Source organism: Acidobacteriota bacterium (assembly GCA_012729555.1).
Classification (GTDB): domain Bacteria; phylum Acidobacteriota; class UBA6911; order UBA6911; family UBA6911; genus UBA6911.
Map to the genome: position 1 here is coordinate 45,100 of JAAYCX010000059.1, position 25,919 is coordinate 71,018.

A 25,919-nucleotide genomic window follows, 5' to 3' on the forward strand; every position below is an offset into this window, starting at 1 on the left:
GCGGAGATCATCATGGGCAAGAAACCGGTTTTCCTCGGCTTGTTTCTCATCCTCCTCGCTTCTCCCCTGGCGGCGAGGGTCGAACTGCCGCCGCTCCTCGGCGACGGCGCCGTGATCCAGCGCGGGGAGCCCGTCGTCGTGTGGGGGTGGAGCGAGCCCGGGGCGGAGGTCACGGTCCGCTTCGCGGGAGAGGCCCGGACCGTGCACGGCGACGGGCGGGGCGCCTGGCGCGCGGAGTTCGCGGCGCGGGAAGCGGGTGGGCCCCATGCGCTCGAAATCAGCTCCGGCGCCGAGACCTTGTCCGTCAGGGACATCCTGGTCGGCGACGTGTGGCTCTGCTCCGGCCAGTCCAACATGGAGTGGGTGCTGCGTAACGCCGAGGGCGCGGCCGAAGATATCGCAGCATCGGAAAACACGAACATCCGCCACTTCCTCGTCCCCCACTCCTGGGCCGCTCTCCCGTCCGACCGGCTGGCGGGCGGAAGCTGGAAGGCCGCGCACCCGGCGTCCGCGGGGGATTTCACGGCGATCGGCTATTACTTCGCCCGCAGGGTCCAGGCGGAGACCGGGCTCCCGATCGGCCTCCTCCACTCCTCCTGGGGCGGGGCCAACATCGAGTCGTGGATGAGCCCCGAAGCGCTGGGCGAGAGCCCGGAGGAGTCCCATGCGCGCATCGGCCGACTGGAGGCCGAGGCCGAAAAGCGCGCGGCCGCCCTCCGGGAGAAGTTCCGCCGCTGGCCCGGCGCGGTCACCGACGGGGTGGAAGCGGCCGCCGCCGACTGGAGCGCCGCCATCCTGGACGAAAGCGGCTGGATGGAGCTTTCGGCGCCGATGCTCTGGGAGAGCCAGGGATTCGACGGCGTCGACGGCGTCGTCTGGTACCGGAAGAAGTTTTCCCTCGATGCCCGCCAGGCGTCCGGCGGCGTCCGGCTCCACCTGGCCCGGATCGACGACAGCGACACGACCTGGGTCAACGGGCACAGGGTCGGCGCGACGGAGCGGTACGACCAGGTCCGCAGCTACGCGGTCCCGGCGGAATTCCTGCAGCCGGGAGACAACGTGATCGCCGTCCGCGTCACGGACACCGGCGGGGGGGGCGGGATCTATTCCGATGCCGGCCTGCTTTACGTCGAGGCCCCGGACGGGGCAAGAATCCCGCTGGCGGGAAAATGGAAAGCGAGGCCCGACAGGGTCACGATCCCGGCCGAGATCAACGCCAACCACACCCCGAGCGCACTCTACAACAAGATGATCCACCCGCTCATCCCCTTCCCCGTCAAAGGGGTGCTCTGGTACCAGGGGGAATCGAACGCCGACGACGCCGGGGAGGCGGTCCGGTACCGGGAGCAGTTCAAAAATTTCATCACCGACCTGCGCCGGCTCTGGCGCCGGCCCGGACTGGCGTTCTACTGGGTGCAGCTGGCCAACTGGATCTCGGGAGGAGACACCCCGGACTCGAGCCCATGGGCGCTGCTGCGCGAGGCCCAGACCGCGGCCCTGGAGCTTCCGAACACGGGACAGGCCGTCACCATCGATATCGGCGACCCCCGCGACATCCACCCGAAAGACAAGAAAACGGTCGGCACGCGCCTGGCCCTGATCGCGCTCCATAAAACCTACGGCAAAACGGACGTCGGTTATGTCGGCCCGCTCCCGGAAAAGGCCACGAGCGAGGGGGCGGCCGTCCGCATCGGGTTCAGCTCCGCGGCGCCCGCACCCGCCGCGCGCGGAGGCGCGCCCCTTCTGGGCTTCGAGCTGGCGGGGAAGGACGGGAAGCACGCGCCGGCCGACGCCAGGATCGAGGGACGCACCGTGGTCGTCGCCAGCCCCGCCGTCCCGCGCCCGGTGTCGGTGCGCTACGCCTGGAAGGACAATCCCGAAGACGCCAACCTGGCCGGGGACAACGGCCTCCCCGCCGGTCCCTTCAGGATGACGCTGACCGATTAGGGGCGCCCCTGTCTAGGCCCTCAGGGTGCGCCAGGTGAGCCAGCCGGAGAGGCCGAGCGCAAGAGCGGCGGACACCCAGGCTACTGCCAGGGGATCGGGATCGCGCAAAACGACCATGCTCAGGACCGCCGTCACCGCTCCCAGCGTCACCGGACCGAAAAAATCACCGGGCTCCAGCCGGACCCTGCCTCCCACCGTCGAAGGAGTGGACCGCCGCACCGCCAGGCCCTGTCGACCCACACGTTCGCCGAATCCGGGGGGGGGCTGCCATGAAGGTTGCTCCTCCAGCGTCCGGTCGATCCGGGCATAGAGCGCCTGCACCTCCCTGCACTCCGGACATCGGGCCAGATGGGTGCGGACCCGGGGGGACAGCCTCCCGGCCCGGGGGTCAAGAGCCAGTTCTTTCTGAACGTGTCTGCATCGCATAAAGGATCTTTTCCTTCAGCATCTTCTTGCCGCGAAAAACATGGGTTTTCAAGGTACCCGGCGGTATACCCATCATGGCCGCGACCGTGCGGCCATCCAGTTCCTCCATCGCCGTGTACTGGAGGGCCAGCCGGTAGGTTTCCGGCAGCCGCGCCATTTCCCGCCGAACCAGGGCCCCCATTTCCTCCTGCGCCAGTTCGTCCTCCGGGGTGGGAAGATCCGCGGCGAACCCCCCATGGAATTCCGGTTGGTCAGGGAGCGCTTCCTCGCGCCGCCTGGAGCATCGGCGCAGGTGATCGATCGCCACGCGGTGGGCGATCGTGTAGATCCAGGTGGACAGCTTTCCCCGGCTGTCGAAATACGCGAGGGCCCGAAACACCCTCAGGAAGGTCTCCTGGGCCAGGTCCTCGACGACCCCGTCGTCCCCCGTAGCCCGCCATATCACCGTCCCGACCATGCGCGCATAGTCATTCACGAGCCGCGCGGCCGCCGCCTGGTCGCCCGACAGGACCTCGTCGACCAGCGCCTGCTCGTTATCGTCCACGGCATCCCGTCCCGGCCATATCCCATGATACGCCCGTGGCGGCGGCCGGTTTCAACCGATTGTTGAAACCGCCGCGCGGATCGCGTCGTCGTATGGAGTTGCGGGGGACAGTGAACAATCGGAATATCGAAAAGGAGAGATCATGCCCATCGAAACATTGGCACCGCCGTTTGGAGAAATCATTCCGATCGTGGCCATCGTGTTCGGAATCGGGGTGGCTTTCTGGGCCATCTACTGGGATTACCGGGGCAAACAATTGAAGTACCGCGAACGCGAACTGATGATCGAGCGCGGGATGACGCCGCCCGAAATCGAACCCGTCAAGAAACCTCTGACAGCGGAGACCTGCCTGCGCCGGGGACTGATCCTGCTGTTTCTCGGGATGGGGTTCGGCGCCGTCACCGTGATCAGTCACTATTCCGGAGGAAGCGCCTCCTTCGGGGCGCTGTTCGCCACGGCCGCCTGTATCGTCGGATTCCTGGGGATCGGGTTCCTCGTCTACTGGGCCGTCGCCAGGAAAGGGGCTTCCCGGTAAAGGGGAAAAGCGGCGGATTTTGCCTTACACCGGCGCGGTGAATTCCATGTCGGCGGCGCGGCGCGGGAGTGTTCCCCGGATGATCCGGGCGAGGATGCCGTTGACGACCAGGGCGGCGGCCAGCCAGGCGGAGTACCCCGCGTAGCCTCCATACCCGACCGCGGTGACGATCCCCATGGGAACGCACATCACGATGATCGACAGGATGACCAGGACGAAGATATAAAGGGTGCGCTGCCCCGTTTTCGGCGGCTGGGAAAACGGGATGCGCGGATACATGAGGGTCAGGATCCTGGTCTGGATCACCATGATGGAGTAGATCACCAGGCAGTGCAGCACGGCGTGCAGGGCGCTGCCGAAATACCAGGTGAAGATGCCGGCCAGCAGAAGGGTGAAGGGGAGGCAGAACCAGACCAGGGCGTACCGGGCCGGGGAAAGGATGATGCGCGCCCGGTCGGCGGGCGAGGCGTAGAACACCCAGGCGCTGCGGTAGGCGTCGCTGTTCACGGTCCCGAGAGTGATCATGTAGGGGAACAGCGCCGCGGCGATATAGAGCAGGGAGCCCCCGGCCGCCGCATCCCCCGGCGGCCCCAGGAACGGGTCGGGCGTCATCCTCCCTTCCGAGACGGCGAGAAACACGTAAATGGCCGTAAGGGGGACTATCGACAGGATCGACATCTTGAAGCGGTTGTCGTATTTGAACTGCTTCCGGATCAGCGTCCAGACGGCCCGGTCCTCGCTCGCCGCGACGAGGCCGAGCAGGCGGGAACCCCACCCGCTTCCCCCGCTCTTTCTGAGCGGCTCGTCCCGCCCGACCGTGTCGGCCAGCGTTCCCGCATACTCGAGCGACAGTTTGGACATGGCGGCCCGGAAGGCCGCCGCCAGGAGCAGGAGGGCGAACAGGGAGGCAGCGGCGTCCCTCGGGGCGGCTTCCCCCGCCAGGAGCTTGACGATGGCCGCGAACCACGCCGGCGGCGCCAGGTAGACCCAGCCGGAACCGAATCCGGGAATGGCCGACAGGGCGCGCCCCTCGAGCAGCCTCGGCGCGACGAAGTATCCGAGGTACACGACGAGCGTCAGCGCCAGGTTCGCGTATGCCAGCACCCGCTGCATCGCCTCCCGGTCGACGATCCTCAGCAGGAGGGCGTACAGGAGCACCAGCGACAGTCCCATGGCGGTCGCGGCCAGCGCCCCCGCGGCCAGGAACCCGGGAAGGAGGAGCGGGTTCCGGTTGGCGACGGCCGAGGCGATCGCCGGCGGCAGGTAGAGGAGCAGACCGAGCGCGTTGACGTAGGCGAGGAGGTGGATCATCTTCGCGGCGAAGAAGGTCTTCGAACCGACGGGGAGGGCGGCGATGATGGGATAGTCGTCCGGGCGCAGGATCAGGTTGGAAAATTCGAGCAGCACGGTCATGGTCAGAAAGACCGCCATAGTGGAAAAGACGAGGAAGGCGGCCGTGAAGGGCTCCCGGACGACGAAGACCACGGCGCCGAGGCCCAGCCCGATGAAGAGCTTGAGCGCCATGACCGCCAGGATCGGCGGCACTTTCCCCGACCCGCCCCCGGACGGGTCCATCGGGTTCCCGGAACCGCGCAGGTCGGTCTTCCAGGCCGCGCGGAGGAGCGCCTGCAGTTGCCGCCGGTCGATTCTCGACTCCGACAGGGCGCTCATGGTTCCCGGCCCCCGATGGCGTCCAGGATCCCGAGCGCCTGCGACTCGATGTCCACGGCCCCCGTCAGCCGGCTGAAGGCGCCGCCGAGGCTGTCCGTTTCCGTCCCGGCCATGATCTCGCCCGGCGTCCCCTCGATCATCTTGCGGCCCCGGTGGAGGATCATCAGGCGGTCGCACAACCGCTCCACCACCTCCAGGATGTGGGAGCAGAAGATCACGATGCGCCGGTCGCGGACGAATTCGCGGATCAGCCGGCGGATCACCGACTGGACGTTGGCGTCGAGCCCCGACATCGGCTCGTCCAGGATCAGCACCCGCGGGTTGTGGATGATGGCGCCGGCCAGCAGCAGCCGCTGCTTCATCCCCTTGGAATACCCGGCGATGCGCTTGTCGGCGGCATCGGCGAGTTCGAGCGCGCCCAGCAGCCGTCTCGCCTGCCCGTCGATCCTGCCCGCATCCATGTGATGCAGGTGGCACACCATCTCCAGGTGCTCCCGCCCGGTCAGGTTCTCGTAGAGGGCGCTCGACTCGGGAACGTACCCGAGGTCGGCTTTCACCTCGAGCGAGCGGCCGACCGCGTCGAGGCCGTTGACGGAGATGGTGCCCGCGTCGGGCCGGAGCATGCCGATCATCATCTTGACGATGGTCGTCTTTCCGGCCCCGTTGGGGCCGAGGAGCCCGAAGATCTCCCCGTCCGCGATTTCGAAAGAGACGTCGTCGACGGCCTTGAGCCGCCCGTAACTTTTTGCCAGGCCGGATATCGTGATCATGGTCCCCCGTCGCCGTATGGCGGCATTTTAGCCGAAGGACGGTTTATTGGATATCGGTTTCCGGCGCCTCCGGGGGTGACAAGGCGGGACCCCATGACCCATAATGCCCGGGCACTCATGTTTCCGACGGGGGTTCGCGTGGCCGTGGTCATCGAAAAAGCGGAGGTGCGGGGGTCCGCGGCGGGCCGGACCCGCCTGGTCGCCACCCTGTCCGGCGACAGGCCCGGCGAGCTGTTCTTCGAGGTCGAGGAGCGTCTCGCCCGGCATTTCCGCCCCGGGCGGGCCGACTGCTTCGTGGCGGCCCTGCTCCCCGAATCGGCCATGCACGGGATCGATATCGTCTCCAGGGTGCCCGTGGGCGAGCGGCTCCTCTTCCAGCTGAATACTTTCCTGTGCCCGGTCCTCGCGACCGTCTATGGGGCACGCACGATCAAAATCACCGCTCCCCTGGCCGCGGAGAATACCGCCGCGGCCGGCGCGGTGGGGACCGGGATCACCTGCGGAGTCGACAGCCTCTACACCGTCGCCCGGTATTCGCACACTTCGTTCCCCCGCCACGACCTCACCCACCTCTGCCTTTTCAATGTCGGGAGCCACCATATCGGCGCGGACGATCCCGAAGAGCTGGAGGAGTTCCGGACGGACCTGGCCCGGCGTTTCTGCACGGAATACGGCTACGAATTCCTGAGCGTCGAATCGAATGTCCATGAGTTCGCGCCCCGTTACGCCCGCTATTATTCGGTGTTGAACGCCGCGGCGGCGCTCTCGCTCCCCGGACTCTTTACCCGGTACTACAGCTCGTCAGGATACGCGCTCGCAGGATTCAGCCTGAGCGCGGTCGACCTCGCCCATTTCGAGACCTTCATCCTCGACGCCCTTTCAACCGGGACGCTCGGGTTCTACAGCACCGGCTCCGAGCGGTCCCGCCTTGAAAAGGTGCGGACGCTGGTCGATTACGCTCCGAGTCACCGATACCTGAACGTGTGCAACACCCGCCGGCGCAATTGCGGCGTGTGCGTCAAGTGCCTGCGCACCCTCTACGCCCTGGACATCCTGGGGGCGCTCGACCGATACGGCGAGGTGTTCGACCTCGATCGGTACCGGCGGCGTCACTCCCGCCACCTGGCCGAGTGCTGGGTGCGCAAGGTCCTGGCCCGGGACTCCTATTGCCGCGAAATGTGGCCCGGACTGCGGAAGAAGTACGGCTTTCCCTGGACCAGGGTGCTCCAGGAGATTTTTCGCTTCATCCGTTCCCGCCTCGGGATCTATTCCTGGTCCGTCATCCGCCACCGCCTGCGGGGTCGTTAGACAACCGGGGGCTCGATGAACTCCACCGCTTTCCGGCTCCGGCCCCGTGGTATACTCGGCCCACCGGCGCACCATCCGGAAAGGCACCGAAAGAACAGGGGGAGCGATGAAAGGCGGCTACACGGGTAAGATCCTCAGGGTGAACCTGACCGCAAGGTCCATCGGCACCCTCCCCACGGAGAAGTACGAGGAATACGGCGGCGGCCACGGGATGGGGTCCGCCATCTTCTTCGACCTCGTCGGCGCGGAACTCCCCTTCCCGGCCTTCGACCCCCGCAACCTCGTCATCATGATGGCGCACCCGTTCGCCGGCACCTCGGTGCCCGCCTCGGGCCGGTGCGAGGTGCAGGGGCTCGGCCCCATGCTCCACCCGGTCGAATGGTTCGCGCACAGCAATTTCGGGGGCCGCTTCACCTCCCAGCTCAAATTCGCCGGTTGGGACGGCATCGTGATCGAAGGGGCGGCCGACGCCCCCGTCTGGATCAACATCGTCGACGACCGGGTCGTGATCGAGAGCGCCGCCGGCATCTGGGGGATGGACACCTGGGACGCGCAGCAGGAGATCTCCCGGCGCGTCGTGCCCGGTCTCAGGCGGGGTGAGTGGGCGGCGCTCGACCACGGACAGACCACCCAGGTCCCGGCCGTGGTCTGTTGCGGCCCGGCGGGGGAGAACGGGAGCCGCATCGGGGCGCTCCTGCACGGTCCCGGTTCCCAGGCCGCGCTCGGCGGCTTCGGGGGGGTCTTCGGCTCCAAGCGCCTCAAGGCCGTCAGCGTCATCGGCACCGGCGGCGCGCCCGTCGCCGACCCCCGCGCCTTCATGGACGCCCGGCTCTGGTTCCGCCGCTTCCAGTACGACGTGGACGACCCGCGGCGCAAGGAGATGACGGGGGGGATGTTCTTCTGGGTGAACGGCTCCCCCGCGGGGGCCAACGTGACCAACAACCCCTACTTCGATCCCAAGGTCCTCCCCCTGGTCCCCAGCCGCGCCGCCGCCTGCGCCTCCTGCCCCAGGGGGTGCCGCCAGCGCCTGGCGAGCGCCGACAGCAACGAGTCGGTGTGCGCCGGCGCCGCGGCCGTCCGGCTCGAGGGGGCCAGCCCCAAGCTCACCCGCCAGGGGAACGACCTGATGCAGAAACTGGGCCTCGGCCACTGGCAGTTCATGTGGATGCAGTCGTACGTCCACGATCTCTACCAGCGGGGCCTGCTGGGCAAAGGAAAAAAAATCGAGTCCGACCTGCCGATGGACCGGTACGGCACCATGGGGTTTCTGGACCTGTTCATGCGCCAGATCTCGGACCGCGAGGGGATCGGCGCCGACCTGGCCGAGGGGCTGGCGCGGGCGGCGATCCGGTGGGGCACCTACGACCAGGACATGAAGAGCGGCGCCCTGAACCTCGCCTACTGGGGGACGGTGGACCACTACGACCCCAGGGTCGAGGCCGAATGGGGCTTCGGCTCCCTCATGGGGGAGCGCGACCTGATGCTGCACAACATCGCCAACTACCCCCTTCACTGGACCCCGGTCGCCTTCCAGATGGCGGGGGAGGAGCCCTACCTCGGGGCGGAGGAGGCGGTCCGGATCACGGCCGACGCCATGGTCCCCTACCAGGGGGACCCCTTCATGCTCGACTACGGCGACGGGCCTACCGGCATATACTCCGAGCACAAGGTCAAGCAGGTCGCCTGGGTCAAGCACTACGAGAAATTCTGGATCGGCTCCAACGGCTTCTGCGGCTGGATGTGGCCCATGTGTTTCACCAACAACTCCCCCGACGGCAGGGGCCCGACGCCGGAGGCCGAACCGCGCTTCTTCAACGCCGTCACCGGAAAAAACCTCACCTTCGCCGACGGCATGGAACTGGGGCGCAGGATCTTCACCCTGGACCGCGCGATCTGGACGCTGCAGGGGCGTCACCGGGACATGGAAGTGTTCCCCGAGTACATCTACGAACAGGGCTCCAAGGGCGCGCTCCTGCCGATGTACGACGACGGCGCCAAAAAATGGACCTACGCGACCGGCGAGGGGCGCCGGCTCGACCGAGCCCGGTTCGAACAGTGGAAGACGAAGTTCTACAAGTTCGAGGGCTTCGGCGTCGAAAGCGGCCGCCCGACGCGCGCGACGCTCGAGGACCTCGGCCTCAAAAAAGTGGCCGACCTCCTGCAGAAGCGGGACAAGCTCGGTTAGGGGCAGCGGCCGGCCGTGAAGCCGAAACTCCTCTTCTGCAACGTGGACGTCGACACCGACCTGGCCTCCGTCCGGTCGGCCCGGCAGCGGCAGTCGTGCCTCGACGCCCGCTTCTACTTCCTCCCCTGCGGCGGCCCGGAGGACAGGATCCTGCTCGACGCCGCCGCGCCCGAACCCTACCGGTCCTACCTGTCCGGGCTCGGCCTCGGCCTGCCCGGGGCGTGCTCCGAAGGAGAGGGCCTCCCGGGCTACGCCGCTTTCCCCTGGGGGTGGAGCCGGTCGGCCATCGACCGTTTCAGGCGGCACGGCGCCGATCTCCGCCACCCGCCGCTCGAGGCCGTCCGGGCCGTCAACAACCGCCGCTTCTGCCACGAGGCGGCCAGGGGCCACGGGCTGGGGATCGAGGGGTCGGTCCTGTGCGCCTCGGCCGCCCAGGCCCGGGCCCATATCCGCGCCTCCCGCACCTTCCCCCTGGTCCTCAAACCGGAGCACGGCAACGCCGGGATCGGCCTAGTCATCGTCGGCTCGCCCGGCGAGGCCGACGCCGTCGACCGGATCTATTCCCGCCCGGGCTCGTCGGCCGTCATCGAACCCTGGGTCGACCGCTCGGCCGACCTCTCCTCCAGGATGGAACTGGACCGATCGGGCCGGGTCGTCGCCCTCACCCACCACCGCGCCCTGGTCAACCGGGCGGGGGTCTATTTCGGGAACCTGCTCCTTCCCGAAGATCCGGTCCTGGCCCGGTGCCGGCACAGGATGGAGGAAGGGGCGACCATCGTCGCGCGCGGCCTTCACGCGGCCGGGTATTTCGGCCCCGCGGGGCTCGACTGGGTCGTCCACACGATCGATGGCACGGAACGCTGCGCCCTGGTTGATGTCAACGCCCGGCAGCCGATGAGCCTCCTGGCCTACAGCCTGCGCGACCGGCTGGCGCCGGGCAGGGCGTGCCTGCTGCTCTTCGCGCCGCGCCGCCGCCACCCCGCCCTGACCGATTACGCCTCGTGGCACCGGCGCCTGGAAAAATACGCCTTCGACCCGGGGCGCGGGACCGGTATCCTGCTCTTTACGCCCCTCTCCTATACCGCGGGAGGGACCCGGTACCGCCCCCTGCGGCACGGGTTCTTCATCGCCGCGGATACGGGGGAGGAACTCGGGGATTACGGCCGGCACCTCAGGAACGCATTCAAAACGGACTGAACGTCATGGCTTCACCGTCCAGGAACTGCCTCGTCATCTGCGGCCCCACCGCATCCGGGAAGACGGCCCTGGGCGTCGCCCTGGCCCTGGAATTCGGGGGCGAAATCCTCTCGGCCGACTCCCGGCAGGTCTACCGGGGGATGGACATCGGGACCGGAAAAGACCTCGACGAATACGACACCCCCCGCGGAGCCGTTCCCTATCACCTGATCGACATCCGCGCGCCGGGGGAGATCTACACCCTCCACCATTACCAGCGCGACTTTTATGCCGCCTTCCGCGACATCCGCGCGAGGGCCCGCCTCCCGGTCGTGGTCGGCGGCACCGGGCTCTATATCGAAGCGGTGCTCCGGCGATACCGCATCCCCAACGTCCCGGAAGACCCGGAATTGCGGGAAGGGCTGATGCGCGCCGGCGCCGACGACCTGCTCCTGCGACTCCGGGAACTCGATCCCGCCCTGTACCGCAGCACCGACCGGAGCAGCAAAAAGCGGGTGGTGCGCGCGCTCGAGGTCGCGCTGTACGCCCGCGGGCACGAGATCGAGTGGGGCGATGAGAACCCGCCCCCGATCGAGCCCCTGGTCCTGGCCGTCCGCTGGCCCCGGCATGAACTCCGTGCCCGGATCGACCGCCGCCTCGGGGAGCGCCTCGCCGGCGGCATGATCGATGAAGTGGAGCGGATTCTGCGGAGCGGCATCCGGCGCGACCGGTTCGACCTCTTCGGCATGGAGTACCGCCACGTCGCCGCCTACCTCGACGGCACCGTTTCCCGCCGGGAGATGGAGCAGAACCTGCGCCGTGCGATCCATCAACTGGCCAAGCGCCAGGAAACCTGGTTCCGGGGGATGGAGCGCCGCGGCATTCCCCTCTACTGGATCGATCGGGCCGACGCGGCGCGGGCCGCGGACATCGTCCGGAAGTCGGGCGCACAATCATCCTGAAGGAGGCTTCATGCGCGTCGTCAACCCCACCACCGAAGAAAGCTCAGAAATCCCCGAAACCCCCGTGGGCGACATCCCCCGGCAGCTCGGGCTCGCCCGGGAAACCGCGGAACCCTGGGGCCTCATGCCGGCGGCCGAACGCGCCGCGGTGCTGCTGCCGCTGGCGGACGCCCTGGAGGCGAACGAGGAGGGGCTGGCCCGGCTGATGGCCGAAGACATGGGCAAGCCGCTGGCCACCGGGCGCAAGGAGGCCCTGCGCACGGCCGGGGGGATCCGCTACCTGTGCCGGACGGCTCCGGAGTGGCTGGCGCCCGAGGTCACGGACGCGGGACCCGAAGCGGGTTACACGGAGTTCGCCCCGCTGGGGGTGGTGGGCGTCATCACCCCCTGGAACGGCCCCCTCTGGCTGTCGACCGTCAGCCTCCTCTCCGCCCTCCTCCCCGGCAACGGGGCGCTCTACAAGCCCTCCGAACACAGCCTGCGCACCGGGTTGGCGCTCGCCCGCCATATCCGGGAGCTTCCCGGGCTCCCCGCCGGGCTGGTCCAGCTGGTCGTGGGGGGGAAGGACCACGGCCGCGCCGTAGTGGAGTCCGATGTGTCGATGGTGGCCCTGGTCGGGTCGACGGCCGCGGGAAAGGAGATCATGAAGGCATGCGCCGCCGGGCTCAAGCGGGTGTCGCTCGAGCTCGGGGGGCTCGATGCGGCGATCGTGCTGCGGGACGCCGATATCCCCGCCGTCGCCAGGAGGATCGTGCGCATCCACTGCGCCAACAGCGGCCAGATCTGCTGCTCCATCAAGCGGGTCTACGTGGAGCGCCCGGCTTATTCCCGCTTCCTCGAGGAGGCGGCGGCGGAAGCGGGAAGGGTGCGGGTCGGGGATCCGAAGGGCGACGTGGACATGGGGCCGCTGGCCGGGGCGTTCCAGCTCGAGAAGGTGGAGGCCGCCCTGGCCGACGCCGTCCGCAGGGGGGCCCGGGTGCTCACCGGGGGGCGGCGCCTCCCGCGCCGCGGTTTCTTCTTCCCCCCCACGGTCCTTGCCGACGTCGGCCCCGAAATGGACCTCATGAACCACGAGCCCTTCGGGCCCCTGCTGCCGGTCGCCCCGGTGGACGACTGGGCCGAGGCGGTGCGCCTGGCCAACGCCACCCGGTACGGGCTGACCGCCTCGATCTGGACGAACGACGTCGCCCTGGCGCGCGCCATCGCCTCCCGGCTCGACGTCGGCGTGGTGGGGTGGAACGCCCACGGCGTCCCCCCGCTGGGCGCCCCGTGGGGAGGGGCCAGGGAGAGCGGCATCGGGCGCACCCGCTCCCGGGAAGGGCTGCGGGAATTCTCGAACGTCAGGTTCGTGAGGATTCCGGCGGTCTGAGGGGAGGAACCGCGCCCCGGGTCAGCGCAACCGCATCCTCTCGAAGCGCGGGCGGGAGACGGTCCAGTAGACGGGGATGCTCAGGGCGCACAGCGTGGAAGCGGTCCGATACATCGCCTCGAAGGACCAGGTGCCCGAGATGTAGCCGCCGGCCAGCATCCCGAGCGACAGCCCCAGGTCGAACCCGACCAGGTAGGTGGAGTTGGCCGTCCCGCGCTGGCTGTGCTCTCCCATGTTGATGTAGAGCGTCTGCAGCGCCGGGAACATCATCCCGAAGCCGACACCGATCGAGAGCCCCGACAGGCAGAAGGCGTAGATGTTGTGAAAGGAGGCGAAAACGAGGAAGGCGACCGCGACGATGGCCATCGCCACCGCGTTCACCAGGTGGATGTGCCCCCTGTCCACCAGGCGCCCGGAGAAGATGCGGGACACCATGATGCCGCCCGCCCAGAAGAGGAAGAAAATCCCCGCGTTCGGGATCTCGATCCTCTTGCCGTACTGGGCGACGAAGGCGCCGATGGTGCCCCAGGCGAAGCAGAGGAGGAGCTGGTTCAGGAAGATGGGCCAGGCAGGAAGCAGGAAGAAGCGGTCGAGCGAAATCTTCTCCCTGGCCACCCTGGGCCGCGCCGGGGCCTTGATCAGCAGAACGGCGACGATCCCCAGAACCCCCATCCCCATGGCGTACCCGAGCAGGGTCTGGAACCCCGCCGTCTGGTAGATGTGGATGGCGATGAAGGGCCCCACCGCCATCGCCACGTTCATGAAGGTGCCGTAATAGCCGATCCCCTCGGCGCGCCGTTCGGTGGGGACGACGTCGATCGCCAGGGTGCTCGAGGAGACCGTGGAACCGCCCCAGGCGAGGCCGTGAAAAAAGCGGATGATCACGAAGAAGAGGACCGTGGTGGCGAAGAAGTACCCGGTGAAGATCGCCACGTAGCAGACGAAGCTGACGAGCAGGATGCTCTTGCGCGAATAGAGGTCGACCAGGAACCCGGAAAAGGGGCGGATGAAGAAAACGGCCAGGGCGTAGGAGGCCAGCACGATCCCCGTCTGCGTCTGCGGCACCCCCAGCTGCTCGGTGATGTAGAGCGGAATGGACGGCATCAGCAGGTTGAACGAGCACGCCATCAGGAAATTGGCGATGCAGACGTTCAGGAAGCCCAGGGTCCATAACGGGGGTCGTTGTTTCGTGGCTTTCATAAGAAGCGTAAGTATGCGGAATCTTCCCTGAGAATGCAAACGGCCGCCCGGGGCGCCGTTACCGGAGGCGGCTCAGGGTGCCGGAGATCTTGTCGAGGTTGAGGCTGCGGGCGGAGGCGTTGAAGATCTCGAAATAGGCTCCCCCTCTCGCGTACAGCTCCCCGTGATTGCCCGTTTCCACCAGGCTCCCTTCCTTCAGGACATGGATCACGTCCGAATCGATGATCTGTGAAATGCTGTGGGAGATGATCACGACCGTCCGGTTCTCCTTGATGGCGTCCAGGCTGTTCTTGATCTGCTCCGTCGCGATGGCGTCCAGGCTGGCCGTGGGCTCGTCGAGGAAGATGATCGGGGGGTCCTTGAGGAACAGCCTCGCGATGGCGATCCGCTGCTGCTGCCCTCCAGAGAGCAGTTGCGCCTCGCTGGCGTACCCCTCCGGCAGCCCGACGATCTGTTCGTGCAGGTAGGCCTGCTTCGCGGCGGCCACGACCTCGCCCTGCGTGGCCTCCATTTTGCCGTAGCGGATGTTTTCTTCGACGGACCCCCTGAAGATGTGGTTCTTCTGCAGCACCAGGCCGATGTTCTTCCTCAGCGCGTGGGTGTCGAACTGCCCGAGGTCCCGCCCGTCGAGCAGGATCCGCCCCCCGCCCGGGGGGTATAGCTTGCAGAGCAGGTTGATGAGCGTGGTTTTGCCCGCCCCGGAGAGGCCGACGAAAGCGACGGTCTTTCCCGCGGGAATGGTCATGCTGACGTCCCGGATGGCCCTCGTGCCGTTGGGATAGCTGAAGTCGACGTGTTCGAGGACGAATTCGCCGCGCGGCTTTTCCGCCGTGAACAGGCCGCTCTCCTCCACCGCGCCGTCGGCGTCGAGGATTTCGAAGAAGCCCTCTGCGTAGGTCAGCGTTTCGTTCATCTGGTCGTAGATGCGGTGCAGCTGGCGGATCGGGGCCGAGACGTTGTTGAAGAGAAGGATGTGAAACATGATGGCGCCGATCGTCATCTGCCGGTCGAGCACCAGGTAGGCGGTGAGGATGATGACGAGGGTGACGCCCACCTGCTCCACGAACGACTTCAGGGCGTCGAAGGTGTAGTTGGTCCTGCGCAGTTTCAACTGGGACCGGATCAGGTTCTGCTGCAGCTGGTACTGCTTGCCGGCCTCGTATTCCTCCCTGACGAAGGATTTGATGACGACGATCGACTCGATGATGTTGAACAGCCCGTTGATCTTGGCCTCGCGCAGCGCCCGCAGGCCGCGCCTGACCCCCCGGAGCATGAAGGCCTGCCGCCAGCTGAGGAGGAAATAGCCGGGCAGGATGATGAAGGCGATCAGGCCGACATAGGCGTTGGCCTGAAACATCAGCACGAGGGCCAGCGCGGAGTTGGCGAACAGGGGCAGGAGTTCGATGAAGATGTTCTGGACGAAGCCCGTCAGGCTCTCCACGCCCCGGTCGATCCTGGTCTGGAGCTTGCCCGTCGCGTTCTCCTCGGAGGTGTAGAACGCGTATTTGTAGGTCAGGATGCGCTCGACGGCGTGCTGCGCCAGCGCACCGGTCAGGTTGACGCGCAGCCTTTCCCCCACCATGCTCTGTCCGTATTTGACGGCGATGTTGGCGAGTTCCTTGAGGAACAGCACCATGGAGATGAACAGGAGCAGGGAGCTGCTCTGGCGGGCGGGGACCCCCTCCCCCAGCAGCCGCTCCACCGTGTCCACGGTGTACCGGAGCACGAGGGGATTGACCTGGGCCGCCAGGGCTCCCAGCGTGGTCAGGATCAGCGACGCCGCTATCAGCCCGCGCCAGGGCCGGACGAAGGGGAAGAGCCGCCGGATGATCTGCCAGATGTTCATCCGGCACAATCTACCACAAAGGGGAGCGCCGCGGCCGGGGAAACCCGGGTCCGCCCCCGTCCCCCGACGGCTTCACCTTGACTCCGGGCGGGCTTTTGCACCAAGATCGTGACGTCGGTCCGTCACCGGCACCCGGCGGCACCTCATCGCAAAGGAAAAGGGATAGTCATGAAAAGGATATTCGCACTGGCGGCCCTCACGCTCCTGCTGGCGGGGCTGGGCTTCCCCTCGTCGCGCACCTCCGCGCTGCTTCGGTACGACCGGCAGATCGACGACCTCCTTGGCAAAATGACGCTCGAGGAAAAGGTGAACATGCTTCACGCCAAGCACATGTTCGTCTCCGCCGGGGTGGAGCGGCTCGGGATCGCCGACCTGAAATACGCCGACGGGCCCTTCGGGGTGCGCGAGGAGATGGAGCCCGACAGCTGGACGCCGCTGGGGTGGCAAAACGACCAGGCCACCTTCTTCCCGACCGGTTCTGCCCTGGCCGCCACCTGGAGCCCCGAGCTGGCCTACGCCTACGGCGCCGCGCTCGGGCGGGAGGCCCGGTTGCGGGGAAAGGACATGATCCTGGCCCCGGCCATCAACATCCAGCGGATCCCCACCGGCGGGAGGACGTTCGAATACCTGAGCGAGGACCCCTTCCTGAGCGCCCGGCTGGCGGTCGGCTATACCCGGGGGGTCCAGGACAACGGGGTGGCCGTCTGCCTGAAGCATTTCGCCCTCAACAACCAGGAGAACAACCGCAGCACGGTCGACGTGATCGTGGGGGAACGCGCCCTGCGCGAGATCTACCTCCCCCCCTTCCGGGCGGCGGTCGAGGAAGCGGACGCCTGGGGGGTCATGGCGGCCTACAACAAGGTCGGGGGGAAATGGTGCGCGGAAAACGATCGGCTCCTCAACCGGATCCTGCGCGACGAGTGGGGTTTCGCCGGCCTGGTCGTCTCCGACTGGGGGGGGACGCACAGCACGGTCGACGCGATCCGGAGCGGCCTGAACGTCGAAATGCCGGGGAAGCAGTTTTTCGGGAAGGCGCTGCTCGACGCGGTAGCCCGTGGGGAAGTCTCCGAGGGGCTCGTCGACCGGCGGGTGCGCGAGGTGCTGCGCGTGAGACTGGCCGTCAAGCCGGTCCCCGACTCCGAGGCGAACCGGGCGGTGACGTCCCAGCCGGCGCAGCAGAAAGTCGCCTACGACGTGGCGGCCAGATCGATCGTGCTGCTGAAAAACGACGGGGTGCTCCCGCTCGAGCTGAAGAACCGGCCGCTCATCGCGGTCATCGGCGCCAACGCCACCCAGGCCATGGCCACGGGGGGCCTGGGCGCGGGGGTAAAGGCCCTGTACGAGGTGACGCCGCTCGAGGGGCTCAAAAACCGGGTCGGCGAAAGGGCGAGGATCGTGCACGCCCGCGGGTACGAGCCGGTCGAGTATGCGGGTTTCGGCGGGTTCAGGAAAAAGGCCCCGGCGGAGTTGGAAAAGGAGGCGCGCGAAAAGGAGCTGCGCGCCGAAGCCCTGGCGCTCGAGGCGATCGAGGCCGCCTCCGGGGCCGACATCGTCCTCTTTGTCGGCGGGAACAACCGCGCCGTCGAAACCGAAGGGAGCGACCGCCGGGACATCTTCCTCCCCTCGGGGCAGGACCGGTTGATCGGCCGGATCGCCGCGGTGAACCCCAACATCGTCACCGTGCTGACGAGCGGCGGCCCCAACGACCTGGGCGTGGTGAACCGGGTATCGAAGGCCCTCGTCCTCTCCTGGTTCAACGGATCGGAGGGGGGGAACGCCCTGGCCGACGTGCTGCTGGGGACGATCTCCCCCTCGGGCCGGCTACCCTTCACCCTCCCGGTGAAGCTCGAAGACTCCCCCGCCTACGCCCTGGGCAACTATCCCCAGGGGGGCCCGGGCTCCGACGTGTTCGCGCGCCTGGTGGCCAAAGCGGAAGCGGCGCCGGCCGCAGAGGCGCGCGAGAAACCCGCAAGGGACCCGAATGCGGCGCATTATTCCGAGGAGTCGCTGGTCGGATACCGCTGGTTCGACACCCGGAAGATCCCGGTAATGTACCCCTTCGGGCACGGCCTCACCTACGCCTCTTTCGAGTACGCCGGTCTCGAGACCGACCGGAAGAGCTACGGCAAAAACGACGTCATTTCCGTGACACTCGATCTGAAAAACACGGGGGAAACGACGGCGGACGAGGTGGTCCAGCTCTACGTTCACCGCGTCGATCCGTCGGTCGAGTGGCCGGAGAAGGAACTCAAGGCCTTTGCGAGAACCACCCTCCGCGCGGGCGAGAGCAGAAAGATAGGAATGGAAGTCCCGGTCTCGAACCTCCGCTACTGGAACGAAAGCACCCGGTCCTGGGACGACGACCCGTGCATGATCGAACTGCGTGTCGGCCCCTCGGCGGGCGACATCCGGCTGAAAAAACGGGTCACGCTCCGGTAGCGCCCGGGGGCGCAGTGTCCTGATAAGAATGGGAGACGAAAATGGGAAAGACCAGCGTCCTTAAAATCGTGAACCCCGTCATCGCCCTGCTCCTGCTCTGCCAAGTCTGCAGCGCGCTGCTCATGATCACACTGGGAGATGAAATCTTCGAAACGCTCCACAAAACCGGCGGCGTCCTGCTGGCGGGAGGGGTCCTCCTGCACCTCTCCCTGAACTGGAACTGGGTCAAGGCGAGTTATTTGGAAACAACCGGAAGAGCTGACGGGTCGCTCCCCCGCGGCTGTCTTGACCCCGGTGGGCGGGCACACCCTTAGCGGAAAACCCCCTCCGGCCGATCGCAGTGAGGGCTGGCGACGCCGACCCCTCGGCACCGCTCGTCGCCAGCCCCCGATCCGCACCCCGAGGTCCTGAACCGTCTCCAGGGCCGGAACCCGCGGGGCGGGACCCTTCAAATGGCTTAGACCCGGACTCCCCCGTGCGGGTCACATGAAAAGTGACCGATGGTGGCGCTACAGCAGGAGGTGCGGCAGGGATGCGACAAAACGCTCGACAGCCCTGATCTGGGCGATGCCGGCTATAAATTCCCCGGTCGAAGCGGTCCCCCGGAACTCCGGCGCTCCCTCTCCGCGACCGGCCCCTCGGCCGGCCCGATCCTTCAGGGACCGGACATAGTTTTCCCTCACGGTGTCTGCAAAGGCGTCGCGCGCGCTCCCGGGGCGGCCCGGCTTCCATTGCCGTGCAGACGCCAGAAAGGCCGCCGCCCCGACCGGATCCACGTACCCCTCGCGCGCGCGCCGGGCCTCCCGGTCCGCAGCGATATCGGACATCACCCGCTCGCCTTCGGTCAGCAGCTCGTACAGTCCATCGTCGCCGTCGATCTGTCCGGCATCGATCCGCGCGCACCCCTCCATCAGTTTCCCGAAAAACCCGGGGTAGCCATCTTCCAGTTCGAGGAGCACCAGCAGCACGGCGTCCCAGAACGCATCACTCTTCGAAACCACCGTGTAGCCGCTGAATTCGTGCCTGAGGCTCCCTTCGAGCGCCTTCTCGGCCCATTCCGCCCGCTCCCATTCGGAGGGGTCGACGTCTGAGCCGTCCGAAAAGGCCATCATCCGCAGCGCCGTCCACGCTTCGTCCAGGACCAGGACATGCCGGGAAAACGCTCCGGTCACAAAATCGAGGTCCATCCCCGCGATCTTCTCCGCCGCGACGTGTGGCCCCATTCCGGCCAGGACCTCCAGCCACAGCCCGAAACGCTCCGCGTCGAACCGTTCCTCCTCCCCCGCCCGCGCGCTCTGCCACAGATCTTCGTCAAAGAGGTGCATGAGCTGCCCGGACGACGCCAGCGCGATCACTTCGCCCGAGTCCTCGAGCCCGCATCGTCGAATGAGCTGGTTCAGGACTCTCGGCTCGAGACTCCGGATGGCCCGGGCGAGATCGGGTCGATCCAGAATGCGGTCCAGCAACTGTCGGCCCGCCGGTGCCATCGGATGGATCATGGTTTCCCCCCGACTGAACTTATACCATGACAACTCAGTCGCATCCCCTTATTTATCTATATTTTACAAAATTTTTGCGCTTGACCCGCCCGCTAAGCCCGTGCTATGATACGCGCCATACGACGATGGACAGGAACGGCGCCCGGGAGCCCGTGGAGTGTCGATCCCCCATCCCAATCGGCCTGGAAACCTGAGCCGGAGAAACCATGGGCAAGAACAGTCTGAAAGAGCAGGTCGAGATAATCCGGCAGGCTTTCGGCTACATCGAGCGGTTCAAGGGCGAGACCTTTGTCATCCGGATCTCCAGCGAACTCATCGCCAGTCCCTTCATCCCGGTGCTCCTGAAGGACCTGGTGCTCCTTCACCGCATGGGGATCAGGATCATCCTCGTTCCCGGGGCGCGGAGCAGGATCGACGAGGTGCTGGCCACCTACGGGGTGGCGTGCCGCCGCCTCGGCGGGATACGCATATCCCCGCCCGAATCGATCCCCTTCATCCAGATGGCGGCCTTCGACGTTTCCAACAGGATCATGACCGTGCTGGCGGAATTCGGCGCCAACGCCGTGATCGGCAACTGGGTGCGGGCGCGCAGCATCGGAGTCCGGGACGGGGTCGATTACCAGAGCGCCGGGATCGTCGACAAGCTCCAGACCGACGTCCTGGTGAAGGTCCTCGATGAGGGGATGATACCGATCTTCCCCAACATCGGGTGGAGCGCCCGGGGAACACCCTACAACCTCTCCTCCAATGAACTGGCCGCCACCATCAGCGTCCTGCTCAAGGCGTCCAAGCTCTTCTTCCTTACCAACCGCCGCACCCTGTCCGCGGACGCCTACACCGTTCCCGACGAGGTGCCCGTGGCGGAAGACGGGACCATCACCCAGATGACCGTGGATATGGCCGGGACCTTCGTCGATCTCAATGCCGGCAAGAAGGAGGATTTTCTCCTGACGCTGGTGGACCTGGCCTTCAGCGCCTGCCGCGACGGCGTCCACCGGGTCCACATCATCGACGGGGCCGCCGACGGGATGATCCTCAAGGAGATCTTCTCCAACCGAGGGCTCGGGACGATGATCTACTCCAACCAGCACGAAAACATCCGGCGCATGACGCGGACCGATGTCCCGGCCGTGCTCCGCCTCATGCAACCCGCCATCGAGGACGCCGTCCTGGTCCCGAGGACCGCGGCCGACCTCGAGGAGAAGGTGGACAACTACTGCGTGTACGAGGTCGACGGCACCCTGCACGGCTGCGCCGCACTCGAGGTTTTCCCGGACCGCCAGGGGGAAATCTGCGCCGTCGTTGTGGATGACACCTACGCCGGCATGGGAATCGGGCGGAAGATGATCGAGTACCTCATAGACCGGGCGTCGGCCTTGCGCCTGAAAGCGGTGTTCGTCCTGACGACCCGGACTTCCGACTGGTTCCAGCAGCTGGGCTTCGTCCCCGCGACGGTGGAGAATCTGCCCCCGCAGCGCCGCAGGAGTTACGACAGGAAGCGGCAGTCCCGGATATACAGGAAGACGCTCTCCCGCCGCAGGTCGAAGCTCCTCTAGCCGACGGGACCGGAACCCTATTCGTAGCGGAGGGCGTCGATGGGGTCGAGCAGGGCGGCCTTGCGCGCGGGCCAGACGCCGAAGACCAGGCCGACGGCGATCGACACGCCCAGGCCCGTGAGGACCGCCCACAGGGGAATGGTGGCGGGCAGGCTCGGCACCAGGGCGACGACGACAAGGCTGATGGCCACCGCGAAGAGGACGCCGAAAATCCCTCCCATACCGGTCAGGGTCATCGCTTCAAACAGGAACTGCAGCACGATATCGCGTTTTGTGGCGCCGAGGGCCTTGCGCGTGCCGATTTCCCTGGTCCTTTCGGTGACCGACACCAGCATGATGTTCATGACGCCGATCCCCCCGACCAGCAGGCCGACGCTGGAGACGGCGATGACGACCAGGCCGAAGATGGCGGTGATGGAATTGAGCTGCTTGATGATCATGTCCGGGGTGGTCAGCGAAAAGTTGCTGGGCTCGGAGTGCCCGACCTTGCGCCGCAGTCGCAGCAGGCTCTCGCTCTCGTCGAGCGCCTGGGTTCTCATGCCGGGACGGGCCTGGATGTAGAGGTAATGGTCCTCCTCCCACGGCATGAGCTTGTGGAAGGCGCCGTAGGGGATATAGACGTAGTTGTCCGCCGCCCCGAGCATCGATCCGGTGCGGCTCTGTTCGGCCACCCCCAGGACCGTGAACGGGCGCCCCAGGATCAGGATCCGCTTCCCTACCGGATCCGTCTCCCCGAAGAGGGATTTGGCGGTCTCGGGGCCCAGGACCGCGACCGGCATGCGGTGGTCGTCCTCCGCCTGGGTGAAGAAGCGCCCGTTGGCCAGCTTCAGGTCATAGATGTTCGCGTAATTATAGGAAACGCCCATGAAATCCCCCCCCCGCACCGAGGTCTTCTCGTTGCGGATGGTGATCCGGGTCCTGGTGGGGACTCCGATCCAGCACACGTCCTGGACCGACGGGCACTGATCCCGGATGGCCTTGGCGTCGGCCACCGTGAGCGGCCGCCGCATCCTCTCCTCGCGCGTGGGGCGCCCGCTCGGCATCATGTCCCGGTGGTAGGCCAGGATGTTGTTGGCCCCGAGCGACTCGATTTCCGCAAGGACGTTCTGCTTGACCCCCGAGAGGATCGACGCGATGACGATCACCACCGACACCCCGACCACGATTCCCAGCACGGTCAGGAAGCTCCTGAATTTGTGGGTGAGGAGGGTGTCGAAAGCCATGCCGAAGGTCTCGCGGTAGTCCATCCTCGCTCTCTCCTATTCCCGGGCCAGGGCGGCGATCGGGCTCAGTTTGGATGCGCGGTACGCCGGGTAGATCCCGGAGATCATCCCCACCCCGCCGGAGGTGAAGATGGCGAGCAGGACGTAGCCCGCCGTGATCCGCATCGGGAACCCGACGGCGCCTTCGATGACGGCGCAGAGAACGTAGGCCAGGCCGAGGCCGAGCACGCCTCCCAGGGTGGCCAGCAGCGCCGATTCCACCAAAAACTGCAGGAGGATGTCGGCGCGCCGGGCGCCGACCGCCTTGCGCATTCCCACCTCGACCGTTCTTTCCGTCACGGTGACCAGCATGATGTTCATCACCACGATCCCGCCGACCACCAGGCCGACCAGGGTGATGGGGATGATGGCCACCGCGATCATGCCGATGATCCCGTCGATGGTTTCCTGGATGGCGCTGCTGGTGAGCATGTCGAAATCGTCCGCCTTCTGCGGCTTCAGCTTGTGCCGAGCCCTCAGGATCATCCGTACCTCGTCCTCGGTGCCCTGGATGGTCTCCCCCGAGGAGGCCCGGACCTGGAAGGCGATCGACTGGCGGGACCCGTACTTTTTCAGGAAGGCCGTATAGGGGATGTAGAGGGAGTTGTCCGCCGACTGTCCTATGCCGCTGCTCCCCTTCTGCTCCTCGACCCCGATCACGCTGAAATTTTCGCCCCCGATCTTGATCTGCTTGCCCAGCGCGTTCAGGGGCCCGAACAGCTCCTCGCGCACATTCCACCCGATGACGGCGACCGGGCTCGCGTGCGCCACGTCCATCTCCGCGATGAACCGCCCCTCGTAAAGGTCGACGGCCTGGATTTTGGGAAGATCGGCGCTGATGCCGGAGATCGAGGCGTCATAGAAGATCTTGTTGCCCCTCTTGATGGTGTCGGTCCCCTGCAGCATGGGAGAAATCGCCTCGCAACCGTCGCACAGGGCCTCCACCGCCTTCATGTCCTCCGGGTACAGGTTCTTGTTGCGCCGGATCTTCTCCTCGAATTCCTCCATGGAGGCCGCCCGCACGATCCGCGCCACGATGAAGGTGTTGCTGGCGAAGGTGGAGGAGAGCTGTTTCCAGATGTAGTCGCCCACCCCCTCGATGGCGCCCCCGACGGTCACGACCGAGGCGATCGCGATGATGATGCCGATCAGGGTGAGCACGGACCTCAACTTGTGGGTCCAGATGGAATCGACGGCGATCCGGAAGGCTTCCCAGAGCGCGGCGCTCGTGCGCATCTTCCGGGGGTCCGGATCTTTCCCCGTGGGGCGGGCGGTCGGCATGATCTGTGTCCTGTACGGGGGATCCGGGGGCGGGTGGCTGCCAATGTGCCCTGCCCCGCGGACGCCCTCACGGCTGTCGTTGAATGTCGAAAACCAGGAAACGGAATTTTACCGCATAAGCGGGTCGCGTGAGGAGCGAATACGCTTTTCGGGTGCTTTTTGTCGGCGGGCCGGGCGTCCCCCGTTCCGGCGTCGTCACGGCCCCGGGGGGCCGGTTTCCTCCGGGACGATCCCGGGCTTGCCGAGGGTGAGCGTGATCGGCTCCATCGCCGCATTCGTTACGATCCCCACCGGTTCGGACTGGGTCCCGGTTCCGGCCAGGTAGTTTTCGGCGACAAATGCCCGGACCCGGTATTTTCGATCCGCGATCCCCGTTACGGCGAACATCCCGTCGGCACCGGTCTGAAACAGCTTCTCGGGCTTGTCCGCGACCTTTCCATATTCCACATCCACGATTTCGATCCGGGCTCCCGCCGCGGGTCTGCCCGTGCCGTCGACGACGACGCCCCGGATAACGAATGACGGTATTGGCGCAGGCAGGTGGATATCGATGTTCTCCAGCGTTGTCACGTCACGAAGATGCAGGATTTCGGGCCCGCCCGGCGCCGCACTCGGGTGATGGTAGACGGCGCTATACGGGGAACGCCAGTTCGGCGGCTCGAGGAGCCCCACCCCCACGATGTAGTCCCCCGGCCCCAACCCGTTGAATTCGTAGCGGCCTTCGTCTTTGGTCCAGACGGAGGCCCCCTCGAAGGCCCCCAGCCCCTTTCCCGCGGAATCGGCGAACACCAGCGAAACCTCGATGTTCGGCTGGGCCGGCCTCCCCTCCCCGTCGAACAGCTGCCCCCTGATCACTCCGCTGCCCTGAAGCAGAAAAATGGAATCGCTGCCGCAGAGGCCGGGGGGGCGGATCTCCACGACATCGACCGGATCCCTTCCCAGGTAGCCGCTGTGCGTGGCCCCGAGGACCGGCCGGACCTCATAGCGGCCGGGCGCGACGGCGAGGATTCGAAACCCGCCGCTCTCGTCGGTAACGGCCTCATGAACCCTCGCCCCGTCGCGGGCGACGATCTTCACCCCCGGGACGCCGCTCATTTCCCCCTTCGCGAAAAGCCCTTTCCGCAAATCCCTTTCGACGAGCACCACTTTTCCGAAGATCCTGGACTCGGGTCTGCCGCCAAGCATCGCTTCGACCAGGTCGACGTCGTCCTGCCCGTCGGGCAACGGCCGGGTACGGGAGCACCCATTGACGGCCAGGTCGTACTTCAGGTCGCCCCCGCGAAATTGGCGCTCATCGTCGGGGCCGACAGCGCCGGCGTAAACGATGTATCGCCGGCCTTCCTCAAAGTGGTAGCCGCAGCTGCTGAAAACGAAGGAGCCCACGTCTGCGGTTTGCCGCCCCGCGGGGATCCCCTTGAAGCTCCGTTCCACGCTGAAATGGGCGAGCATGTCGGTCAGGACTTCTTCCGTCTTGCCGCGTCGCTCTACGGTCGCCCTGGTCACCTCGATCGACCTCACGCTCCCGACGAAGACCGCGGCCGCCTGCTCCAGGCCGGAACAGGGGGACGATCCAGCCAGACAGGTGCAGGCCATGGCGTCGTTGACGGCAAAACAGGATGCCAGGGCGGCACAGATCAGCAACGGTATCGCCCGCATGGAATTCCTCCCGGCCATGATCCTCGGTTTTCGGATGAGCCGCTGACCACGGGGCCGCGTACCTCGGCCCAGGTTTCCCCGAATCATTCGCAGGACATCCGGTTCCGGTCCATTCCGACCCTGGGCCCAAGCCGGCAGAGGTCCGTCACCTGCGATTTCCCCGAATGCCAGACAGATGGATCAGGGTCAATTTTTCATCAATGGAGCGGAAAAAGCAATATCCCATTCCCTAAGGAGGTCGTGGGCGGGGGATGGGCCGTGCGGGCGGATTCCCGGCTCCATTCCAG

At 66.6% G+C, this 25,919-nt stretch carries 20 protein-coding genes; 10 read left to right on the plus strand and 10 right to left on the minus strand.

Annotated features, from left to right (window positions below):
* Positions 1 to 12 precede the first annotated feature (12 nt).
* Positions 13 to 1,947 (plus strand): 9-O-acetylesterase, encoded by a 1,935-nt coding sequence (locus GXY47_11580; protein ID NLV31779.1) that lies wholly within the window; start codon positions 13 to 15, stop codon positions 1,945 to 1,947.
* A 12-nt stretch (positions 1,948 to 1,959) separates the two neighbouring features.
* On the opposite strand, the gene GXY47_11585 is transcribed toward GXY47_11580, so the two are convergent.
* Complete coding sequence (locus GXY47_11585) at positions 1,960 to 2,268, minus strand: hypothetical protein (protein ID NLV31780.1); 309 nt, start codon at positions 2,266 to 2,268, stop codon at positions 1,960 to 1,962.
* Between the two features lie 67 nt (positions 2,269 to 2,335).
* The gene (locus GXY47_11590) at positions 2,336 to 2,917 is read right to left on the minus strand and encodes a sigma-70 family RNA polymerase sigma factor (protein ID NLV31781.1); all 582 of its coding nucleotides are present in this window, start codon (positions 2,915 to 2,917) and stop codon (positions 2,336 to 2,338) included.
* 142 nt (positions 2,918 to 3,059) lie between these two features.
* On the opposite strand from GXY47_11590, the gene GXY47_11595 reads away from it, so the two are divergent.
* Entirely contained in the window at positions 3,060 to 3,452 is a 393-nt protein-coding gene (locus tag GXY47_11595; GenBank protein ID NLV31782.1) for a hypothetical protein, read from the plus strand.
* Positions 3,453 to 3,476: 24 nt separating this feature from the next.
* Here the strand turns inward: GXY47_11595 and GXY47_11600 are convergent, their stop codons facing one another.
* Positions 3,477 to 5,123 carry a hypothetical protein gene (locus tag GXY47_11600; GenBank protein NLV31783.1) on the minus strand — a complete coding sequence of 549 codons (1,647 nt, stop codon included), beginning with the start codon at positions 5,121 to 5,123 and terminating at the stop codon, positions 3,477 to 3,479.
* Positions 5,120 to 5,893: an ABC transporter ATP-binding protein gene (locus tag GXY47_11605; GenBank protein ID NLV31784.1), complete on the minus strand. Its 774-nt coding sequence runs from the start codon at positions 5,891 to 5,893 to the stop codon at positions 5,120 to 5,122. The genes GXY47_11600 and GXY47_11605 overlap by 4 nt, the downstream gene beginning before the upstream one ends.
* Before the next feature lie 93 nt (positions 5,894 to 5,986).
* Between GXY47_11605 and GXY47_11610 the strand changes: the two genes are divergently transcribed.
* The 5 genes from GXY47_11610 to GXY47_11630 all read left to right on the plus strand — a co-directional run bounded on the left by GXY47_11610 (position 5,987) and on the right by GXY47_11630 (position 12,893).
* Positions 5,987 to 7,201 (plus strand): hypothetical protein, encoded by a 1,215-nt coding sequence (locus GXY47_11610; GenBank protein ID NLV31785.1) that lies wholly within the window; start codon positions 5,987 to 5,989, stop codon positions 7,199 to 7,201.
* A gap of 106 nt (positions 7,202 to 7,307) precedes the next feature.
* A complete protein-coding gene (locus GXY47_11615; protein ID NLV31786.1) occupies positions 7,308 to 9,386 on the plus strand; it encodes an aldehyde:ferredoxin oxidoreductase in 2,079 nt (692 codons plus the stop codon).
* 15 nt (positions 9,387 to 9,401) lie between these two features.
* A complete protein-coding gene (locus GXY47_11620; protein NLV31787.1) occupies positions 9,402 to 10,583 on the plus strand; it encodes a hypothetical protein in 1,182 nt (393 codons plus the stop codon).
* Positions 10,584 to 10,588: 5 nt separating this feature from the next.
* Entirely contained in the window at positions 10,589 to 11,524 is a 936-nt protein-coding gene (gene miaA, locus GXY47_11625; protein ID NLV31788.1) for a tRNA (adenosine(37)-N6)-dimethylallyltransferase MiaA, read from the plus strand.
* Between the two features lie 10 nt (positions 11,525 to 11,534).
* Positions 11,535 to 12,893 (plus strand): aldehyde dehydrogenase family protein, encoded by a 1,359-nt coding sequence (locus tag GXY47_11630; GenBank protein ID NLV31789.1) that lies wholly within the window; start codon positions 11,535 to 11,537, stop codon positions 12,891 to 12,893.
* Positions 12,894 to 12,914: 21 nt separating this feature from the next.
* On the opposite strand, the gene GXY47_11635 is transcribed toward GXY47_11630, so the two are convergent.
* Both GXY47_11635 and GXY47_11640 read right to left on the minus strand, forming a co-directional pair.
* Complete coding sequence (locus GXY47_11635) at positions 12,915 to 14,093, minus strand: MFS transporter (protein ID NLV31790.1); 1,179 nt, start codon at positions 14,091 to 14,093, stop codon at positions 12,915 to 12,917.
* Positions 14,094 to 14,151: 58 nt separating this feature from the next.
* Entirely contained in the window at positions 14,152 to 15,939 is a 1,788-nt protein-coding gene (locus GXY47_11640; GenBank protein ID NLV31791.1) for an ABC transporter ATP-binding protein, read from the minus strand.
* 168 nt (positions 15,940 to 16,107) lie between these two features.
* Between GXY47_11640 and GXY47_11645 the strand changes: the two genes are divergently transcribed.
* Complete coding sequence (locus GXY47_11645) at positions 16,108 to 18,378, plus strand: glycosyl hydrolase (protein NLV31792.1); 2,271 nt, start codon at positions 16,108 to 16,110, stop codon at positions 18,376 to 18,378.
* Between the two features lie 41 nt (positions 18,379 to 18,419).
* Entirely contained in the window at positions 18,420 to 18,692 is a 273-nt protein-coding gene (locus GXY47_11650) for a hypothetical protein (GenBank protein NLV31793.1), read from the plus strand.
* Between the two features lie 195 nt (positions 18,693 to 18,887).
* Here GXY47_11650 and GXY47_11655 read toward each other — a convergent pair whose 3' ends face one another.
* Positions 18,888 to 19,877 carry a hypothetical protein gene (locus tag GXY47_11655; protein ID NLV31794.1) on the minus strand — a complete coding sequence of 330 codons (990 nt, stop codon included), beginning with the start codon at positions 19,875 to 19,877 and terminating at the stop codon, positions 18,888 to 18,890.
* Positions 19,878 to 20,083: 206 nt separating this feature from the next.
* Here GXY47_11655 and argA point away from each other — a divergent pair, with 206 nt between their 5' ends.
* Positions 20,084 to 21,433, plus strand: coding sequence for an amino-acid N-acetyltransferase (gene argA, locus GXY47_11660; GenBank protein ID NLV31795.1), 1,350 nt, complete (start codon positions 20,084 to 20,086; stop codon positions 21,431 to 21,433).
* 17 nt (positions 21,434 to 21,450) lie between these two features.
* On the opposite strand, the gene GXY47_11665 is transcribed toward argA, so the two are convergent.
* From GXY47_11665 to GXY47_11675, 3 genes are all read right to left on the minus strand, one after another.
* The gene (locus GXY47_11665) at positions 21,451 to 22,680 is read right to left on the minus strand and encodes an FtsX-like permease family protein (protein NLV31796.1); all 1,230 of its coding nucleotides are present in this window, start codon (positions 22,678 to 22,680) and stop codon (positions 21,451 to 21,453) included.
* 12 nt (positions 22,681 to 22,692) lie between these two features.
* Positions 22,693 to 23,976: an FtsX-like permease family protein gene (locus GXY47_11670; GenBank protein NLV31797.1), complete on the minus strand. Its 1,284-nt coding sequence runs from the start codon at positions 23,974 to 23,976 to the stop codon at positions 22,693 to 22,695.
* Positions 23,977 to 24,171: 195 nt separating this feature from the next.
* Complete coding sequence (locus tag GXY47_11675) at positions 24,172 to 25,632, minus strand: carboxypeptidase regulatory-like domain-containing protein (GenBank protein ID NLV31798.1); 1,461 nt, start codon at positions 25,630 to 25,632, stop codon at positions 24,172 to 24,174.
* Positions 25,633 to 25,919: the final 287 nt, after the last annotated feature.

Bases quoted from the DNA above. Each gene is read 5' to 3' on its own strand.
- GXY47_11675 (NLV31798.1), bottom strand. From the start codon at position 25,632: ATGCGGGCGATACCGTTGCTGATCTGTGCCGCCCTGGCATCCTGTTTT.
- GXY47_11600 (NLV31783.1), bottom strand. From the start codon at position 5,123: ATGAGCGCCCTGTCGGAGTCGAGAATCGACCGGCGGCAACTGCAGGCG.
- GXY47_11650 (NLV31793.1), top strand. From the start codon at position 18,420: ATGGGAAAGACCAGCGTCCTTAAAATCGTGAACCCCGTCATCGCCCTG.
- GXY47_11665 (NLV31796.1), bottom strand. From the start codon at position 22,680: ATGGACTACCGCGAGACCTTCGGCATGGCTTTCGACACCCTCCTCACC.
- GXY47_11595 (NLV31782.1), top strand. From the start codon at position 3,060: ATGCCCATCGAAACATTGGCACCGCCGTTTGGAGAAATCATTCCGATC.
- GXY47_11670 (NLV31797.1), bottom strand. From the start codon at position 23,976: ATGCCGACCGCCCGCCCCACGGGGAAAGATCCGGACCCCCGGAAGATG.
- GXY47_11655 (NLV31794.1), bottom strand. From the start codon at position 19,877: ATGATCCATCCGATGGCACCGGCGGGCCGACAGTTGCTGGACCGCATT.
- GXY47_11615 (NLV31786.1), top strand. From the start codon at position 7,308: ATGAAAGGCGGCTACACGGGTAAGATCCTCAGGGTGAACCTGACCGCA.
- GXY47_11605 (NLV31784.1), bottom strand. From the start codon at position 5,893: ATGATCACGATATCCGGCCTGGCAAAAAGTTACGGGCGGCTCAAGGCC.
- GXY47_11610 (NLV31785.1), top strand. From the start codon at position 5,987: ATGACCCATAATGCCCGGGCACTCATGTTTCCGACGGGGGTTCGCGTG.
- miaA (NLV31788.1), top strand. From the start codon at position 10,589: ATGGCTTCACCGTCCAGGAACTGCCTCGTCATCTGCGGCCCCACCGCA.
- argA (NLV31795.1), top strand. From the start codon at position 20,084: ATGGGCAAGAACAGTCTGAAAGAGCAGGTCGAGATAATCCGGCAGGCT.
- GXY47_11580 (NLV31779.1), top strand. From the start codon at position 13: ATGGGCAAGAAACCGGTTTTCCTCGGCTTGTTTCTCATCCTCCTCGCT.
- GXY47_11630 (NLV31789.1), top strand. From the start codon at position 11,535: ATGCGCGTCGTCAACCCCACCACCGAAGAAAGCTCAGAAATCCCCGAA.
- GXY47_11645 (NLV31792.1), top strand. From the start codon at position 16,108: ATGAAAAGGATATTCGCACTGGCGGCCCTCACGCTCCTGCTGGCGGGG.
- GXY47_11640 (NLV31791.1), bottom strand. From the start codon at position 15,939: ATGAACATCTGGCAGATCATCCGGCGGCTCTTCCCCTTCGTCCGGCCC.
- GXY47_11635 (NLV31790.1), bottom strand. From the start codon at position 14,093: ATGAAAGCCACGAAACAACGACCCCCGTTATGGACCCTGGGCTTCCTG.